The organism is Mycobacterium sp. 1164966.3 (assembly GCF_001665395.1).
GTDB lineage: Bacteria > Actinomycetota > Actinomycetes > Mycobacteriales > Mycobacteriaceae > Mycobacterium.
This window is the reverse complement of sequence record NZ_LZSG01000041.1, coordinates 34,013-50,055: the sequence shown is the minus strand read 5'-3', so window position 1 is coordinate 50,055 and position 16,043 is coordinate 34,013. Positions and strand designations below refer to the sequence as shown.

Here is a 16,043-nt window from a genome sequence, read left to right as displayed (position 1 = left end):
CGGCAGGCGGGGTTGGCATCCGCGAAGGTTTGGCGGGCCGCGGCGGCAACGGTTTTGATGCCGTTGGCGGCGTGCTCGTCGCTGGACCCGCCCACTGAGCCTGCCCAACAGGTCGGCGGCACCCCGAGCACGAAACCCGGTGCAGTCCTGACGATTTCGCCGGGACAGTTGCTGGCCGTCACGAATGGTATGACGCCGGTGGCCTTCGGCAAACCCGCGCATGGCACCATCGCCTACGGCTCTTACGGGGCGATGGTTTACACGCCCGACGCCGGGTTCAGCGGCACGGATCAGCTCCCCGTCACCGTCAGCCGCGCCGTCCGGCTCTACGCCGAGGACCAGTCTCCGTTGACCATCGTCGGTGAGGTCGCGATACAGGCCAACGCGCATGGATCTGCCATCGCCGCGGTGCCGGGCAGCGCCGACGAGATCTATGGACTCACCGACCGTGGGCCGGCCGTTGCGGGACGTACGCCGAACGAAGTGGTGCTGCCACTACCCGACTTCCATCCGCAGATCGCCAAGTTCAAACTCGCCGGCGGCGTGGCGTCGCTGCAGCAGATCATCGTGCTGAGCGGACGCGATGGCAAGCCGTTGGTGGGCCTCATCGATCCGCAGGCGTCCACCGGCGAGACGCTGGTGGACCTCAACGGGAACCCGCTGGCACGTTCCGATCACGGTCTGGACAGCGAGGGTTTGGTCGCGATGGCCGACGGGACGTTCTGGGTGTCCGACGACTACGGCCCCTTCGTCGTCCATTTCGACGCCAAGGGTAAAGAGCTGGAACGTCTTTCGCCGTTCGACGGAACCTTGCCGCGCGAGCTGGCGCTGCGCAGCCCGAACCAGGGCATGGAGGGTCTGACGATCACTCCCGACGGCACCACGCTGGTGGGCATCATGCAGTCGGCCCTCAACGCACCGGGGCTGGCCGGCTCGGCCAAGTCCGTCCCGCTGACCCGGATCGTCACCGTCAACCTCGCCGACCGCACGAATGTGCACGAGTACCTGTATCCGCTGGCCAACCCGCAGGAAACCAGAGTGGGGGTCTCGGACATCACCGCGCTCAGCGCCACCACATTCCTGATCGACGAGCGCGACGGGGCGCCTGCGCCCACCGGCAGCAAGAAGATCTACGTGGCCGACATCTCCGGAGCCAGCGATGTCGGCCCGCGCTCGACGGTCCCCGGCACGTCCTATCGCGCTGACGCGGGCGGACTCCTGGTCAACGGCGTCGCGATCGAGACGCTTGTCGGAGTCAGCACCGACGCCGCCGCTGCTGACAAACTCAAAGCCACCGGAATCGCCGTCGCTGCAAAGACTCTCAAGCTCGACGTCGGAGAACTGGTGCGTTCGCTGTCGGCCAACGGAAACTTCTTCGGGCACGACAAGATCGAAGGCATCATCAGCCGAGACGGCGGCAAGACGCTGATGATCGCCAACGACAGCGACTTCGGGCTGGCGGGTTTGGCGTCGCAAACCCCGCCGTTCACCCTCACGCCCAAGATTCTGCCCAACGGCACTCAGGACAGCGGAGAGGTTCTGACCATCGACACAACCTTGCTGCCCGCCAAGATGGAAACGGTGCTGGTGCCGATCAAAGTTGGCTAGGCGGCGCTCGGCGTACGTCAGTCGATGGGCTTGAGGCGAAATACCCTGATCTCGCGAGGCGCGCAGCTGGCGCGGTAACTCTCATAGCCGGCGTAGAAGTCGACGGCGTTCTCCCACGCCTTGGCGCGGGCCTCGCCGGTGAGCAACTCGGCGCGGTACTTCTTCGGCGGACCCTTGAACTCGATCGTGCACTCGGGGTGCGCCTTCAGGTTGGCGCTCCACGCCGGATGGCTTTCGCGTCCATAGTTGGAGCCGATCGCCAGCAGCCCGTCGCCGTCCTCGATCAGCGCCAGCGGGTGCGTGCGCGGCTCTCCGGTCTTGGCGCCTTTACTGGTGACGAGCCCGACCTTGTCCAGACCCATCGCACTGAGCCGGCCTTTGGTCCGGGGGATCAAAACCTTGTCGATACGCGGCGCCAGATGCAGTGCGAACTGGTATCCGGCCCGGCTCATGGCGAAACGTTCGAACAGGGCTTCGTCGAGTCGGAGTCGGCGCCCTCTTCTGGGGCTTTCGCGTAGAAGTGCCACGGCTAGGACAGTACTCGCGCCGGTGGCAAGCTGAAACGATGACTGCGATCAATTCCGGCACCGACTATCCTCAAGTGGCCGCGACCCGGGGGAGGATTGAACCGGCGCCACGCCGCGTGCGGGGCTTCCTCGGCCACGAGCTGGTCTTCGACACCACCGCGGCCCGCTATGTCTGGGAAATCCCTTATTACCCGGCGTATTACATTCCTTTGCGGGACGTCCGCGCGGAGTTGCTGCGCGACGAGGACCACCCGCAGAAAGTGCAGTTCGGCCCGTCGCGGTTGCACTCACTGGTCGGGGCGGGTCAAACGCATAAGTCGGCCGCGCGAGTGTTCGACGGCGACGGCCCCGTGGCGGGGTTCGTGCGGTTTGAGTTGGCGCCGCTGCGCTGGTTCGAGGAAGACGAGCAAATCTACGGCCACCCTCGCAATCCCTATTCACGGGTCGACGCGCTGCGATCGCACCGCCACGTCTGCGTTCAGCTCGACGGCGTGTTGCTCGCCGAGACCCACTCTCCGGTGCTGCTGTTTGAAACTGGCTTGCCCACAAGGTATTACATCGATCCGACCGACGTGTTGTTCCAGCATCTGGAACCCTCCTCCACGCAGACGCTCTGTCCGTACAAGGGAACGACGTCGGGGTACTGGTCGGTGCGGGTGGGTGAGAGCGTGTATCCGGACCTCGCGTGGACCTACCACTACCCGCTGCCCGCCGTCGCGCCGATCGCGGGTCTGGTCGCGTTCTACAACGAGAAGCTCGACATCAGCGTGGACGATGCCGCGTTGCCGCGCCCGCGCACGCAGTTCAGCTAGAAGTGCGCCTACTGCGCGCGGCCAGCTGGCGTCGACACGCCCAATTGCGCGCAATGTGAGATGTGCCTCTTTTGCCCGCTAATTCTAAGAGGTTCTTATTTTTGCCATACAGCTGGCGAAACGCAAGGTCGTTAGCGACAATCTCCAAGTCTCCTGCTGGGCATGGTAATTCGTTTTGCCTGCGGACGCCTCCCGAATTATGCGACAACACAAATATAAGGTGCGCCTGAGTCAATAATGTGACGTGGGTTACACGACCGGATAGAAATTCTATTTAGCTGAAATTCACGCCGGTAAGCTTTTTATTCAAAGCAGTCGTAACAGCGCTTTATTTTGGCGCTGAATCATCAGGGCTGCCGGTGTCGCACAGGGCTTGGCGCGACGTCTACCGGCCCCTATGCACGTCCGACAAGCAAAGGCGGTGCCCACGTGAGTGATGTGAACGGCCGACAGGTCGCCCGTTATGGCCATACCGAACAGGCACTGGACTTCCAGGCTGCACGGGGCGACGCGGAGCTCGTCGAGATCCCGGTGAGCCACGGCCCGATCAGCGGCATCGCCGTCAGCCCTGACGGCCGCCGGCTGCTGGTGACTCACTTCGGCCACAACAGCGTCTCGGTCATCCACACCGGCAGCCACCGGGTAGTCCAGACCATTGACGCCATCGACGAGCCGTATGCGATCGTCGTCGGCAACCAGGACGGCGCCCGGGCGTACGTCAGCACCGCGTCGCTGTCGTTTGACTCGATCGCCGCCATCGACACGTCCACCTGCGCCGTCGTCGCGACCTATCCGCTGGCGCTCAGCATCAGCGACCTGGCCGTGAGCTCCGACGGCAGGTACGTCTACGCCGGCCGCAACGACGCTCGTGCCGCTGACGTTGCGGCGGTGGACACCGAGACGGACAAGGTCGAGGTGATCGAGATCGCGGATGCTCCCGGTACCAGCACGCAGTGCCTGCGCGTCAGCCCCGACGGGTCTCGCCTCTATGCCGGCACCAACGGGCCGACGGGCGGTCAGCTGGTCGTGATCGGCACCCGCGTCGATGACGGCCGCGCCCCAGGGCATTCGCGCTGGCGGCGGCGGAAGACCGCCAAGAGCCTGGAACACGGCTTGAGCGTCGTCGACACGGTCGAGATCGGCCTGCCCATCCGTGACGTCGCACTCAGCCCAGACGGCACCACCGCCTACGTGGCCAGTTGCGGTCCCGACGCCGGAGCCGTCCTCGATGTTGTCGACACCCGCACCAACAAGATCACCGGCACGCGCAAGATCACCGAGATCGCCGGCCTGCTCACCGGGTTGACGATCAGCGGCGACGGTGACCGCGCCTACCTGGTCAGCGATGACGGCGTCACCGTGCTGTGCACCCTCACGCACGACGTGATCGGCACAGTCCGGGTGGGTACCGAGCCGTCGTGCCTGGTGGAAAGTCCGGACGGAAAGTACCTGTACGTCGCCGGCTACGACGGCACGGTGACCGTCGCGCCGGTCGACCCGAGCATGACGAGCCTCGAGGGTGTGACGCACGAGGGCGAGTGGACCATGCCCGAGCTGATGCAGTACGAGGCGGCTCTCGTCTAACCCATGTGTGGGTAGAGCACGCTTCTCGGGGGAATCCGTTTCTGATAAGTCGATGCGGCGATACCATTTCGCCCGACCGAACATGAGGCGGTGCTGCGCCGAGGATCATAAGGCGGTACATCGATGTACAGCACGATGCAGGAGTTCCCGTTGACCCTGGCCGCCGTCATGCGGCACGGCTGTAGCGTCCACGGAGCGCGTACGGTCACCACCGACACGGGTGACGGGTACCGGAAGACCACCTACCGCGAAGTGGGTCAGCAAGCCGCCCAGCTGGCAAATGCGCTGCGCCGCATCGGCGTCAGCGGCGACCAGCGCGTCGCGACGTTCATGTGGAACAACGCCGAGCACCTGGTGGCCTACCTAGCGGTGCCCACGATGGGTGCGGTGCTGCACACCCTCAACATCCGGCTCTTCCCCGAACAGGTCACCTACGTGGCCAACGAGGCCGAGGACCAGGTGGTGCTGCTCGACATGTCGCTCGCGAAACTGCTGGCACCGATCCTGCCCACGCTGGACACCGTGCACACCGTGATCGCGGTCGGCGACGGAGATCTGGCGCCGCTGGAGGAATCGGGCAAGAACGTGCTGCGCTACACCGAGGCGATCAATGACGAGTCGACCGAATTCGATTGGCCGGAGCTCGACGAGAATTCCGCCGCGGCGATGTGCTACACGAGTGGTACCACCGGCAACCCCAAAGGTGTTGTGTACAGCCACCGTTCGAGTTTCCTGCACACGATGGCGGCTTGCACGGCCAACGGCATGGGCTTGGGATCCAGCGACAGCGTGCTGCCGATCGTGCCGATGTTCCACGCCAACGGGTGGGGTTTGCCCTACGCGGCGCTGATGGCGGGAGCGGACCTGGTGTTGCCCGACTGCCACCTGGACGCCAGATCGCTGATCGACATGGTCGAGAAATTGCGGCCCACGGTTGCGGGCGCGGTGCCGACCATCTGGAACGACGTCATGCACTACCTGGAGAAAGACCCCGACCACGACATGTCGTCGCTGCGCCTGGTGGTCTGCGGCGGTTCGGCCGTCCCGGTGTCGCTGATGCGCACCTTCGAAGAAAAACACGGGGTCGAGATCCGCCAGCTGTGGGGCATGACGGAGACGTCGCCACTGGCGACCATGGCCTGGCCGCCGCCGGGAACACCGGCGGATCAGCACTGGGCCTACCGCGGAACACAGGGCCAACCGGTCTGCGGAGTGGAAGCCAGAATCGTCGACGACGAAGGCAAGGTGCTGCCCAACGACGGCAAAGCCGTTGGCGAAGTGGAGGTTCGCGGCCCCTGGATCGCGGGCTCCTACTACCTGGGACGCGACGAGTCCAAGTTCGCGTCGGGCTGGCTGCGCACCGGCGATGTCGGCAGGGTCGACGAGCGGGGCTTCATCACGCTGACCGACCGCGCCAAAGACGTCATCAAGTCCGGCGGGGAATGGATCTCGTCGGTCGAGTTGGAGAACTGCCTCATCGCGCATCCCGACGTGCTGGAGGCGGCGGTGGTCGGTGTTCCCGACGAACGCTGGCAGGAGCGGCCACTAGCGGTCGTGGCACTCAACGAGGGCGCGTCGGTATCCGCCGCCGATCTGCGAAAGTTCCTGGCGGACAAGGTCGTTCGCTGGTGGTTGCCGGAGCGCTGGGCGTTTGCCGACGAGATTCCGCGCACCAGCGTGGGCAAATACGACAAGAAGGCCATCCGGTCGCGTTACGCAGACGACGGCTACGACGTCACCGAGGTCCGCGACTGAATACAGACGAGCAGGGTGAGGAGTATCAATGGCAAGGTCCATCGTCGTCGAGCAATCGCGGGCAATACCCGTGACCGTCGAAGACGCCTTCGCCCGAACGCTGCCCATACCCCTGACGGACATCTGTTCGCAGTGGTACGGGCTGTTCCCGCCGATCAAAGAGGTCCGCGAGCAAAGCGGTGACTGGGATGCCGCCGGCCAGACCCGCGTCATCACCATGGTCGGCGGCGGCAGCCTGCGGGAGCAGTTGACCAGCGTCGACCCCCCGCAGTCCTTCGGCTACACCCTCTCCGGCATCACCGGTCCGATGGCGCCGCTGGTCAGCAACATCGAGGGCAAGTGGAGTTTCACCCCCGCGGGCACCGGGACGAATGTCACCTGGCAATGGACCATTCATGCCAAGTCGGATCTGACCGCCCGCCTGCTGCCGGTGCTCGGCAAGATGTGGCAGGGCTACGCCCGCGTGACGCTCGAGAAGCTGTCCCGGCAGCTGGTGGGCTGAGCCGGATGTGCCGCCTCTTCGGCCTGCACGCCGGCAACACCGTCTGCACCGCGACATTCTGGCTGCTGGACGCCCCGGACAGCCTCTCCGAGCAGAGCAGACGCAACCCCGACGGCACCGGCCTCGGCATTTTCGACGAGCACGGAGAGCCACAGCTGCACAAAGAGCCGATAGCCGCTTGGCAGGACACCGACTTCGCCACCGAAGCCCACGAGCTGACCGCCACCACCTTTGTGGCACACGTCCGCTATGCCACGACCGGGTCGCTCGATGTCCGCAACACCCACCCGTTCCTGCAGGACCGACGGATCTTTGCGCACAACGGCGTGCTGGAGGGCCTCGACGTCATCGACGAGCGACTGCACGAGCTCGGCACCGACGGCCTGGTCTTGGGGCAGACCGATTCCGAGCGGGTGTTCGCCTTGATCACCGGCGCGGTCCGCGCCCAAAACGGCGACGTGACAGCCGGTTTGGTCGATGCGATGAGGTGGCTCGCGGCGAACGTGCCGATCTATGCGGTCAACATATTGCTGAGCACTGCCACCGACATGTGGGCGCTGCGTTATCCGGACACCAACGAGCTTTACCTCCTGGACCGGCCGGCGGTGCCCGAATTCGACTTGCGCACCAAGCGAATCCACGCCAGATCCGAGCATCTGTGCACCCGGCGGTCGGTGGTGTTCGCCACCGAACGCATGGACGACGACCCGGCCTGGCGGTTGATCGCGCCGGGGGAGCTGGTTCACGTGGCGCAGGCCCAAGACGGGCTGCAGATCACCCGAAGCCTGGTGCTGCCCGACCCGCCCAGACAGCTGCTGCGCCATGAAGATCTGACCCCGGCCGTTCAGCAGGCGCAACACTGAATGGCATAGTGGACCCGCGTGACAACCAAACGGGCGCTGGTACTGGCCGGCGGAGGGTTAGCGGGAATCGCCTGGGAGACAGGTATTTTGCTGGGCATCGCCGACGAGTCGCCCGTGACGGCACAGCTGTTGCTGGATTCGGACGTGCTGGTCGGGACGTCGGCCGGTTCGGCGGTTGCCGCTCAGATCAGTAGCGGCTGCTCCCTCGAGGAGTTGTACGAGCGGCAGGTCGCCGAGGCATCGGCGGAATTGGACCCGGGCGTGGACGTCGACACCATCACCGACCTCTTCCTGTCCGCGCTGCGCGAGCCGCCGCGGTCGGACGGACCACTGGACAGAACGCGACGGCGGATGCAACAAATCGGGTCGGTGGCGCTGACGACCGAGACGGTTCCCGAGCCGGTCCGCCGTCAGGTGATCGAGCAGCGCTTGCCGTCCCACGAGTGGCCGGACCGGGTGCTGCGAATCACGGCGATCGATGCCGCCAGCGGTGAACTGGTCGTCTTCGAGGGGGACAGCGGTGTGCAGCTCGTCGACGCCGTCGCGGCGAGTTGCGCGGTGCCGGGGGCGTGGCCGCCGGTGAGCATCGCGGGACGACGCTACATGGACGGCGGGGTGGCCAGTTCGGTCAACCTATGCGTGGCCGACGACTGCGACGTGGCGGTCATATTGGTGCCCTCCGGCGAGGACACCCCGTCGCCGTTCGGCGCCGGGCCGGCCGCCGAGATCGCCGAATTCCCTGGCAAGTCGTTCACCGTGTTCGCAGACGACGACTCCTTGGCGGCTTTCGGTCCGAATCCACTGGATCCAGCCTGCCGGGGCAAATCGGCGTTGGCCGGCCGTTGGCAGGGCCGCCGTGCAGCCGCCGCGATCGCGCGGTTCGTCGACACGCTTTAGCCCTCGATTGCGGGCGCACTGTCGTCCTCGGCCTCTAACGCGTCCAGGGCGCTGGTGGTCAGCGCCCGACCGACCGCGATCACCTCCACGGCCCGGTGGAACTCCAAGCTTCGGCAGGTCGAGCGGGGCACCTCGATCAGCAGATCGGGTGGGTAGGCCGCCAGCGTGTGCCGCGCCAGCGCCGACTGGGCGATGTCGATGGTCCGATTCATCACCTCGAAGCTGCCCAATTTGGGGATTTCGGGCGCCTCGTCTGGCTCGTCCCGCACTTCGGGGAGCTGCTCGTCCTCGGAGTCCGCGGACCAGGTTTCCGATTCCGGCAGCGTCGCGCCTAGTCGACCCAGCACCGCGCGGGCCGTGGGCCGGTCCAGCAGCGATTTCACCGCGCTGGTGTCCAGCAGCGCGGTGGTGCTTCGCATCATGCGGTTCAACCATTCCGCCGTGGCGCCCGGCTCTGCGTCGTGGCTGGCGCCCGGTTCACTGCCGTTGAGGCTCACCGCGACGGTCAGGTCGGCGTTGGTAGCCGCGATCGGCGCCATCGGCAGTGGGTCCAGGATGCCGCCGTCGGCCAAGAGCCGCCCGTCGACCTCGTGCGGCGCGATCACACCCGGGATGGCGATGGACGCGCGGATGGCCACATCGAGGGGCCCGCGCTGAAACCACACCGATTTGCCCGCCAGCAGGTCGGTGGCCACGGCGGTGTATGGAATCTCGAGGTCCTCGATGTCGATGGGGCCGACAATGTCGCGCACCGCGTCCAGGATCTTCTCCGCCCGCAGCACTCCGGCGGCGGTGATCGATGGGTCCAACAGCCGCAGGATCGTCCGCTGGGTCAGCGATTTCGCCCACTCGGCGAGATCGTCCAGCCGTCCGGCGGCCTGCACACCGCCGACCACCGCGCCCATCGAAGAGCCGGCGATTCCGACGATCTCGTAGCCGCGTTCTCGCAGCACCTGGAGAACCCCGATGTGGGCGTAGCCGCGGGCTCCGCCGCTCCCGAGCGCCAGTGCTACCCGAATCGGTGACGACCCGCGTGAGCGCGAAACTACAGCGGCAGTTCCCTCGGGCATTCGTTCATTTTGCGCGGCGATACCTCCGTCATCGGCCCGGGTGGCCAATTTCGTACACCCGTGATCGCAAATGCTCTGGGGCCTGCAGGCGCCACCTCATTCGCATTCGTCGTTGGCGGCAGCCTTTGCTGCGGTGATCACTGCCGCCTGCCGTGCCGGGGTCAGATCCGCCCACCTCTTGTTCCAGCTTCCCGCCGTGCCGGATGGCGATCTCTGAACCATCGCCAGGTAGGGCTCCAACGGTGACTCACCGTTCTTGGGGCGGGTCTCCATCCACTGTTTTGCGGCGTGACAGGCCTGGAAGTACTCCTCCTCGGTCGAATCCGCCGGGACGTCGACTCTGGTCGTCACACCGGCAGGCGAGACTCCGATGGCTCCCGGTGGAAGGGAACCCGCGCCGCCGGCCACCGCCGACGAGCGGGTGTGGGCCGCTGTCGGCTCCCCGCTCACGGCTTGCGAGCAACCGCCGATTGTCGCCGCCAAACCGCTCGCCAAGACCGCCATGACCCCCAGCCATGGGCGACAACGGCGACAGCGCACGTTGCCAAATCTATGCAACACTGTCGGGCGTGATGGAGCAGTTCGGATTTTGCGAGTGTTGTCGGCCCTGACGCGCCGCCGCTTGCCCGATCCGTTCACCCTGGAGCTCCCTGATGTCGTCCCCAGTTGCCACCCCAGTTGCGCTGCGCTCACTGACCACGTCGCCGCCCTCCGCGGGACCTACCCGGCTGCGCGTGCCCGACCTGCTGAACGCCACCGACCGGGCCGCCGACGACGTGCTGAGCGGACGTTGCGACCATCTGCTGCCCGCCGGCGGGGTACCCGTCGACGAGCGCTGGTTCACCCGCATCCACGGCGACGACGAATTGGACCTCTGGCTGATCAGCTGGGTTCCCGGACACTCCACCGAGCTGCATGATCACGGTGGATCGCTCGGCGCGCTGACCCTGCTGTCCGGCTCGCTCAACGAATACCGGTGGGATGGCCGGCGGCTGCGGCGCCGCCGCCTGGACGCCGGGGACCAGGCCGGGTTCCCGCTGGGATGGGTGCACGACGTGGTGTGGGCGCCGAGGCCTGTTTCGGCGCCTGCCGCGCCGCTACAGCCGACGCTGAGCGTCCATGCCTACTCGCCGCCGCTGACCGCGATGTCTTATTACCAGGTCACCGAGCGCAACACGCTGCGCCGTGAGCGCACCGAACTGACCGACCAACCGGAAGGGCCCTGATGAGTCGGATCGACCGCGTTCTCACCGCCGCCCGGCGGCGGTACCGCCGTCTCACCGCCGCCGAGGTGCCCGACGCGCTGCGGCGCGGCGCGCTGCTGGTCGACATCCGGCCGCAGGCCCAGCGATTCCGCGAGGGCGAGGTCCCCGGGGCGCTGGTGATCGAACGCAACGTTCTGGAATGGCGCTGTGACCCGACCAGCGACGCCGGCCTGCCCGAGGCCGTCGGCGACGACGTCGAGTGGGTGATCGTGTGCTCGGAGGGCTACACGTCCAGCCTGGCCGCGGCGGCGCTGCTGGATCTGGGCCTGCACCGCGCCACCGACGTCATCGGCGGCTATCACGCGCTGGCGGGTTCCGGAGTGCTGGATCAGCTGGCCGGTGGCTTGGGCGACCCACGGCACGGCGTATTGGCCGACGCCGCTGGTCGGCGGTGGATCTAGCCGTCGCCGCTGGGGTGCAGCAGCGGCCTCAACCGTTCGGTCTTGTCCGGCGTCCAGTCAGGTGGTGACAAGACCGCCGCCCACGCATCGGCGACGTCGGCCACGTACTTGTGCCCGTGGCCGTCCGGCACATCGACGGCCACCGCCATGTCGGCCGTGACCTGCAGGAACGTCACCACCGGGATCCATTGCGTCTCGGGCAGCACGTCGTAGCCCCGCTTTTCCCGCAGCCAGTCCGGTTTGGCGAACAGCAGATCCGGCGTCCACCAGGCGATGGGGTCGGAGGCATGCTGCAAATAGACCACCCTGGGTGTGCCCCAATCGGCATTCGGACGCTGCAGATCGCTTGGCCGGGCGACGAATCGGACATTGCCGCCGTTGTGGTAGATCGGCAGCCACTCGGGCGATCCGGCGTCGCGGGTGTTGGTCAGGTCGTTCCAGATGGTGTTGTTGAACGTCGGTCCGCTGAACAGTGCACCGTCGGTGCGGGCAAGGACGTTGTTGAGGCTCATGAACGGGGCCTCGCCGCCGAAGGATCCCAGGCTCTCGCCGAACACCACCAACTTGGGGCGTTGCCCTTCGGGCATCTGCCGGATCAGTTTGTCGACCGCCTCGAACAGTGCCTGGCCGGCGTGGCGGGCGTTCTCCTTGTCGACCAGGAAGGACAGCCAGCTGGGCAGGTAGGAGTACTGCATGCTCACGATCGCGGTGTTGCCGTTGTACATGTATTCCAGTGCGTCGGCTTCCGCAGCGTTGATCCAGCCGGTGCCGGTGGTAGTGGCGACGGCGACGACCGCACGCTGGAGTCCGCCGGTGCGCTGCAGCTCCTGCGCGGCCAGCTCTGCGGTGGCTGTGATGCCCGGCTCGGCCGCGGAGTCGAGTCCGGCGTACGCCCTGATCGGCGGGACGGCGGAGGCTCCGTTGAACGCGGTGAGCTGCTCGACGCTGGGGCCGGACGCGACGAAGATCCGGCCCTGATGCCCCAGCGACTTCCACGACACTTTCGATCCCGGACCACCTGAGCGCAGTTGGGTTTTGGGCGCCACGGTGTCGGGATTCGTTTCGTCGTTGACCTGCGCGAACGTCGAGTTCATCTTGCGCATTGCGTACTTGAGCACCACGCCGTTGAGCACGGTGATGGTCAGCGTCACAAGCAGGACCACCACGATGGTCGCCGAAACGCGGAACGGCGCGATCCGGTCGACCTTTCCCACCAAGAAACTGACCAGCCAGCGAGTGAACTGGCCGATTTCGACCAGGCTGAACAGCACGACCAGCGACAAGACTCCGGACAGCGGATAGTCATACCAGTGCAGGTGCTGGACACCCATCAGGTCGCGCACGCGGTCTTGCCAGACGTGGAACCAGATCGCCATCGCGACCTGGCCGATCACGCCGATACCAATGAGCGGCAGCCAGGCCCACCGCGGCGCCGGCGGGCTGGAACCCTTTGAGCGCATAAAGCGGACCAGCCAGACGAGGAAGACGCCCAGGCCGTAGCCGGTGGCACCGGAACATCCGCTGACCACTCCCTGAAACAACGGACCGCGCGGCAGCAGCGACGGCGTCAGCGAGAACCAGATGAAAATCAGCCCAACCGCGGTGCCGGTGAACGTGTAATGACGGACCCACCATGGCTTGCGGACCCGTTGCGGCTCAGGCGGTTTGGGGCTGGGCTCAGCTTCGACCGGTTCTTCCGCTGTTGCCGCGACAGGACTTTCGCTCATCGGTGGGTGACCTCATCGGTGGGTGAAGTGCGGCGGCCGCTTTTCGATGAACGCCGCCATTCCTTCGGATTGGTCGTCGGTGGCGAAGCTCGAGTGAAACAGCCTGCGCTCGTAGAGAAGTCCCTCGGACAGCGTCGATTCGAACGACCGGTTGACGGCTTCTTTGGCCATCCGGGCCGCCGAGCGCGACATCTGCGAGATGGTGGTGGCGACGGCCTTGGCCTCGGCCATCAAGTCGTCGGCGGGTACCACCCGCGAGACCAGGCCGCTACGTTCGGCTTCGGCGGCGTCGATGGTGCGCCCGGTCAGGATGAGGTCCATGGCTTTGGCTTTGCCGATGGCCCGAGTCAGCCGCTGCGAGCCGCCCATGCCGGGCAGCACGCCGAGTTTGATCTCCGGCTGGCCGAATTTCGCTGTGTCGGCAGCGATCAGCAGGTCGCACATCATCGCCAGCTCGCAGCCGCCACCAAGCGCGTGTCCGGCCACCGCGGCGATCGTCGGGGTGCGGACGGCGGCCAGCTTGCCCCACGGGGCGAAGAAGTCGGCGCCGAACGCGTCGGCGAAGCTCAGGGCGGCCATTTCCTTGATGTCGGCGCCGGCCGCGAAGGCCTTGGCAGAGCCGGTGATGATGATCGCTCCGATATCCGAATCGTTGTCCAGTTCCGTTGCGGCACTGGTTACTTCGTGCATCACCTGGCTGTTGAGCGCGTTCAGTGCCTGCGGCCGGTTCAGCGTGATGATGCCAACCCGCTGATCACGCTCCACCAGGATGGTTTCGTAACTCATTCGGTACCTTTCGGGAAAGTCAAATCGTCGTCAACGGGCGCAAAGTACTCTGCGACTCCGTTCACGGTGACTTCGGCCAGCGTCGCCGGCGACCATTTCGGTTTGCGATCCTTATCGATCAGCTGCGCGCGAATCCCTTCCACCAGATCGTGCGACCGCAGCGACGCCGAGGACACCCGGTAATCCTGGATCAGAACGTCTTCCAGCGTTTCGAGCTTGGCGGCCCGGCGGACCGCCTCCAGCGTGACCGACAACGCGATGGGTGAGCGGGTGCCGATCAGCTTGGAGGCATCCTCGGCCGGCCCGCCGTGGCCCCGCAGCGCGGCGATGATGTCTGCGACGGTGTCACCGGAAAAACATTCGTCGATCCAATCGCGTTGTGCGGCAAGGTCACTCTTGGGCGGCTCAGTCGCATAGTGGGCGACAGCGCTGGTGACGCCGTCGGCGACGATAGCTGCGCGGAAGGCTTCGAGCTCGCTGTGCGGCACGTAGTGGTCGGCGAAACCCAGTGCTATGGCGTCGGCGCCGGAAAACGGTGCCCCGGTGAGCGCGGCATACAGGCCCAGCGCCCCGGGTGCCCGGGACAGCAGGTACGCCCCGCCCACGTCGGGAATGAACCCGATACCGACTTCGGGCATCGCGATCTTCGAGGTGTCGGTCACCACGCGGACGTTCGCGTGTGCGCCGACACCGACCCCGCCGCCCATCACGATGCCGTCCATTAACGAGACGTACGGCTTCGGAAACGCGCCGACTCGCGCGTTGAGCAAGTATTCGTCTCGCCAGAACCGTCGGGCGTCGACGCCGTCCTTGCGGGCGCTGTGATAGATCGCGACCACGTCCCCGCCGGCGCACAGTCCGCGTTCGCCGGCTCCCGACAGCACCACCGCGCGCACCTCGTCATCGCGCGCCCAACGGATCAGCACCGAACTGAGCAACTCCACCATCGTCTGGTTCAGCGAGTTGATCGCCTTGGGCCGATTGAGTGTGATCAGGCCGATGCCGTTGTCGACCCTGGTCAGGACCTCGTCGGATTCGCCGGTCACGGCCTCAGTCACGCTCTAGTCTCCCCTCAAGCGGGTTGCCAAGCTGTCCGGAAATGCTGATCAAGACTTGACCAGCAATCTAGATCGTCAGCGACTCGGCAGTGCCCGGGGGTAAGGTTTTCCTGTTGCCATGGACGATCAGATTCGAAGCCGGAAATATCGGCGGCTCCGCCCGGAACCCGGGCGGATATCTGATCGTTGAGTAGTTGTTCGCACGGCTCGAGCCACAGCCCTAAGAGAGGATCCGACGGTGCGGGAGACAAGTAACCCGGTATTTCGTTCGCTGCCCAAACAGCGGGGCGGATACGCGCAGTTCGGCACTGGCCCGGCCCAGATGCAGGCGTATCAGGCCAACCCTTATGCGCCTTACCAGGAGGCCCAAGCCTCCCGACCGATGACGATCGACGACGTCGTCACCAAGACCGGCATCACGCTGGCCGTGTTGTCGTCCGTCGCCGTCGTGTCGTTCTTCATGGTGGCCTCGAATCACGCACTGGCTGCCCCGTTCGTGCTCGTCGGCGCGTTCGGCGGGCTGGCGATGGTGCTGGTGGCCACGTTCGGGCGCAAGTACAACCCGGGGATTGTGCTGACCTACGCCGCGCTTGAGGGCCTGTTCCTGGGCGCCCTTTCGTTCCTGATCACATTTCCGTTGACGATCGGCTCCAAGCATGTCAGTGCCGGGGCGCTGATCTTCCAGGCCATTGTCGGCACCATCGGCGTGTTCATCGGCATGCTCGTCGTCTACAAGACGGGGGCCATCCGCGTCACGCCGAAGTTCACCCGCATGTTGTCCGCCGCGCTTATCGGTGTGCTGATTCTGATGATTGCCAACATCGTGCTGGCCATGTTCCACGTTGGGGGCGGTGAAGGCTTGGGCTTGCGCAGTGCCGGGCCCATTGGAATCGGCTTCTCACTGCTGTGCATCGGGATTGCGGCCTTCAGCTTCTTGATCGACTTCGACGCCGCCGATCAGATGATCCGTGCGGGAGCGCCGGCGAAGGCCGCGTGGGTTACCGCGCTGGGCCTGACCGTGACGCTGGTCTGGCTGTATGTCGAGATCCTGAACCTGCTCAGCTTGCTTCAGAGCGACTAGCTCTGGCAGAAAAGCCCCCGCGACGCGCGGGGGCTTTTCTGCGTTGAGGCTCTTGTCGCCTTGACTTTGCGCTGACGGCGTGAACTACTCGCACTTCTGCGCCGAGG

At 65.9% G+C, this 16,043-nt stretch carries 16 protein-coding genes; 10 read left to right on the top strand and 6 right to left on the bottom strand.

Annotation, left to right across the window (positions count from 1 at the left end):
* The first annotated feature begins 12 nt into the window (after nt 1–12).
* Nucleotides 13–1,608, top strand: coding sequence for an esterase-like activity of phytase family protein (locus tag A9W99_RS14755; RefSeq protein ID WP_253869871.1), 1,596 nt, complete (start codon nt 13–15; stop codon nt 1,606–1,608).
* A gap of 17 nt (nt 1,609–1,625) precedes the next feature.
* On the opposite strand, the gene A9W99_RS14750 is transcribed toward A9W99_RS14755, so the two are convergent.
* Entirely contained in the window at nt 1,626–2,060 is a 435-nt protein-coding gene (locus A9W99_RS14750; RefSeq protein WP_067379004.1) for a nitroreductase family deazaflavin-dependent oxidoreductase, read from the bottom strand.
* A 113-nt stretch (nt 2,061–2,173) separates the two neighbouring features.
* Here A9W99_RS14750 and A9W99_RS14745 point away from each other — a divergent pair, with 113 nt between their 5' ends.
* The 6 genes from A9W99_RS14745 to A9W99_RS14720 all read left to right on the top strand — a co-directional run bounded on the left by A9W99_RS14745 (nt 2,174) and on the right by A9W99_RS14720 (nt 8,548).
* Nucleotides 2,174–2,947: a DUF427 domain-containing protein gene (locus tag A9W99_RS14745; RefSeq protein WP_067379000.1), complete on the top strand. Its 774-nt coding sequence runs from the start codon at nt 2,174–2,176 to the stop codon at nt 2,945–2,947.
* Nucleotides 2,948–3,376: 429 nt separating this feature from the next.
* Nucleotides 3,377–4,531 (top strand): YncE family protein, encoded by a 1,155-nt coding sequence (locus A9W99_RS14740; RefSeq protein WP_067378998.1) that lies wholly within the window; start codon nt 3,377–3,379, stop codon nt 4,529–4,531.
* A gap of 123 nt (nt 4,532–4,654) precedes the next feature.
* Nucleotides 4,655–6,286 carry a long-chain fatty acid--CoA ligase gene (locus tag A9W99_RS14735; RefSeq protein ID WP_067378996.1) on the top strand — a complete coding sequence of 544 codons (1,632 nt, stop codon included), beginning with the start codon at nt 4,655–4,657 and terminating at the stop codon, nt 6,284–6,286.
* Nucleotides 6,287–6,314: 28 nt separating this feature from the next.
* Complete coding sequence (locus tag A9W99_RS14730; RefSeq protein WP_067378994.1) at nt 6,315–6,788, top strand: SRPBCC family protein; 474 nt, start codon at nt 6,315–6,317, stop codon at nt 6,786–6,788.
* A 5-nt stretch (nt 6,789–6,793) separates the two neighbouring features.
* A complete protein-coding gene (locus A9W99_RS14725) occupies nt 6,794–7,651 on the top strand; it encodes a class II glutamine amidotransferase (RefSeq protein ID WP_067378992.1) in 858 nt (285 codons plus the stop codon).
* A gap of 18 nt (nt 7,652–7,669) precedes the next feature.
* Nucleotides 7,670–8,548 carry a patatin-like phospholipase family protein gene (locus A9W99_RS14720; RefSeq protein WP_067378989.1) on the top strand — a complete coding sequence of 293 codons (879 nt, stop codon included), beginning with the start codon at nt 7,670–7,672 and terminating at the stop codon, nt 8,546–8,548.
* Here A9W99_RS14720 and A9W99_RS14715 read toward each other — a convergent pair.
* The gene (locus A9W99_RS14715; protein WP_067378986.1) at nt 8,545–9,618 is read right to left on the bottom strand and encodes a patatin-like phospholipase family protein; all 1,074 of its coding nucleotides are present in this window, start codon (nt 9,616–9,618) and stop codon (nt 8,545–8,547) included. The two genes, A9W99_RS14720 and A9W99_RS14715, sit on opposite strands and share 4 nt — an antisense overlap.
* Before the next feature lie 96 nt (nt 9,619–9,714).
* Entirely contained in the window at nt 9,715–10,158 is a 444-nt protein-coding gene (locus A9W99_RS14710; RefSeq protein WP_371514962.1) for a lipoprotein LpqV, read from the bottom strand.
* A gap of 113 nt (nt 10,159–10,271) precedes the next feature.
* Between A9W99_RS14710 and A9W99_RS14705 the strand changes: the two genes are divergently transcribed.
* Nucleotides 10,272–10,844: a cysteine dioxygenase family protein gene (locus A9W99_RS14705; protein ID WP_082929998.1), complete on the top strand. Its 573-nt coding sequence runs from the start codon at nt 10,272–10,274 to the stop codon at nt 10,842–10,844.
* A complete protein-coding gene (locus A9W99_RS14700; RefSeq protein ID WP_067378981.1) occupies nt 10,844–11,284 on the top strand; it encodes a rhodanese-like domain-containing protein in 441 nt (146 codons plus the stop codon). The genes A9W99_RS14705 and A9W99_RS14700 overlap by 1 nt, the downstream gene beginning before the upstream one ends.
* On the opposite strand, the gene A9W99_RS14695 is transcribed toward A9W99_RS14700, so the two are convergent.
* Genes A9W99_RS14695 through A9W99_RS14685 form a run of 3 tightly spaced genes read right to left on the bottom strand, consistent with a single transcriptional unit; the run spans nt 11,281 to nt 14,843 of the window.
* Nucleotides 11,281–13,011 (bottom strand): alpha/beta-hydrolase family protein, encoded by a 1,731-nt coding sequence (locus A9W99_RS14695; protein WP_067378978.1) that lies wholly within the window; start codon nt 13,009–13,011, stop codon nt 11,281–11,283. The two genes, A9W99_RS14700 and A9W99_RS14695, sit on opposite strands and share 4 nt — an antisense overlap.
* A gap of 12 nt (nt 13,012–13,023) precedes the next feature.
* The gene (locus tag A9W99_RS14690; protein ID WP_067378975.1) at nt 13,024–13,797 is read right to left on the bottom strand and encodes an enoyl-CoA hydratase; all 774 of its coding nucleotides are present in this window, start codon (nt 13,795–13,797) and stop codon (nt 13,024–13,026) included.
* Nucleotides 13,794–14,843 (bottom strand): enoyl-CoA hydratase/isomerase family protein, encoded by a 1,050-nt coding sequence (locus tag A9W99_RS14685; RefSeq protein WP_067379123.1) that lies wholly within the window; start codon nt 14,841–14,843, stop codon nt 13,794–13,796. The genes A9W99_RS14690 and A9W99_RS14685 overlap by 4 nt, the downstream gene beginning before the upstream one ends.
* 250 nt (nt 14,844–15,093) lie before the next feature.
* Between A9W99_RS14685 and A9W99_RS14680 the strand changes: the two genes are divergently transcribed.
* On the top strand, nt 15,094–15,936 hold the full coding sequence (locus A9W99_RS14680; protein ID WP_067378972.1) for a Bax inhibitor-1/YccA family protein: 843 nt from the start codon (nt 15,094–15,096) through the stop codon (nt 15,934–15,936).
* The last annotated feature ends 107 nt before the right edge of the window (nt 15,937–16,043 follow it).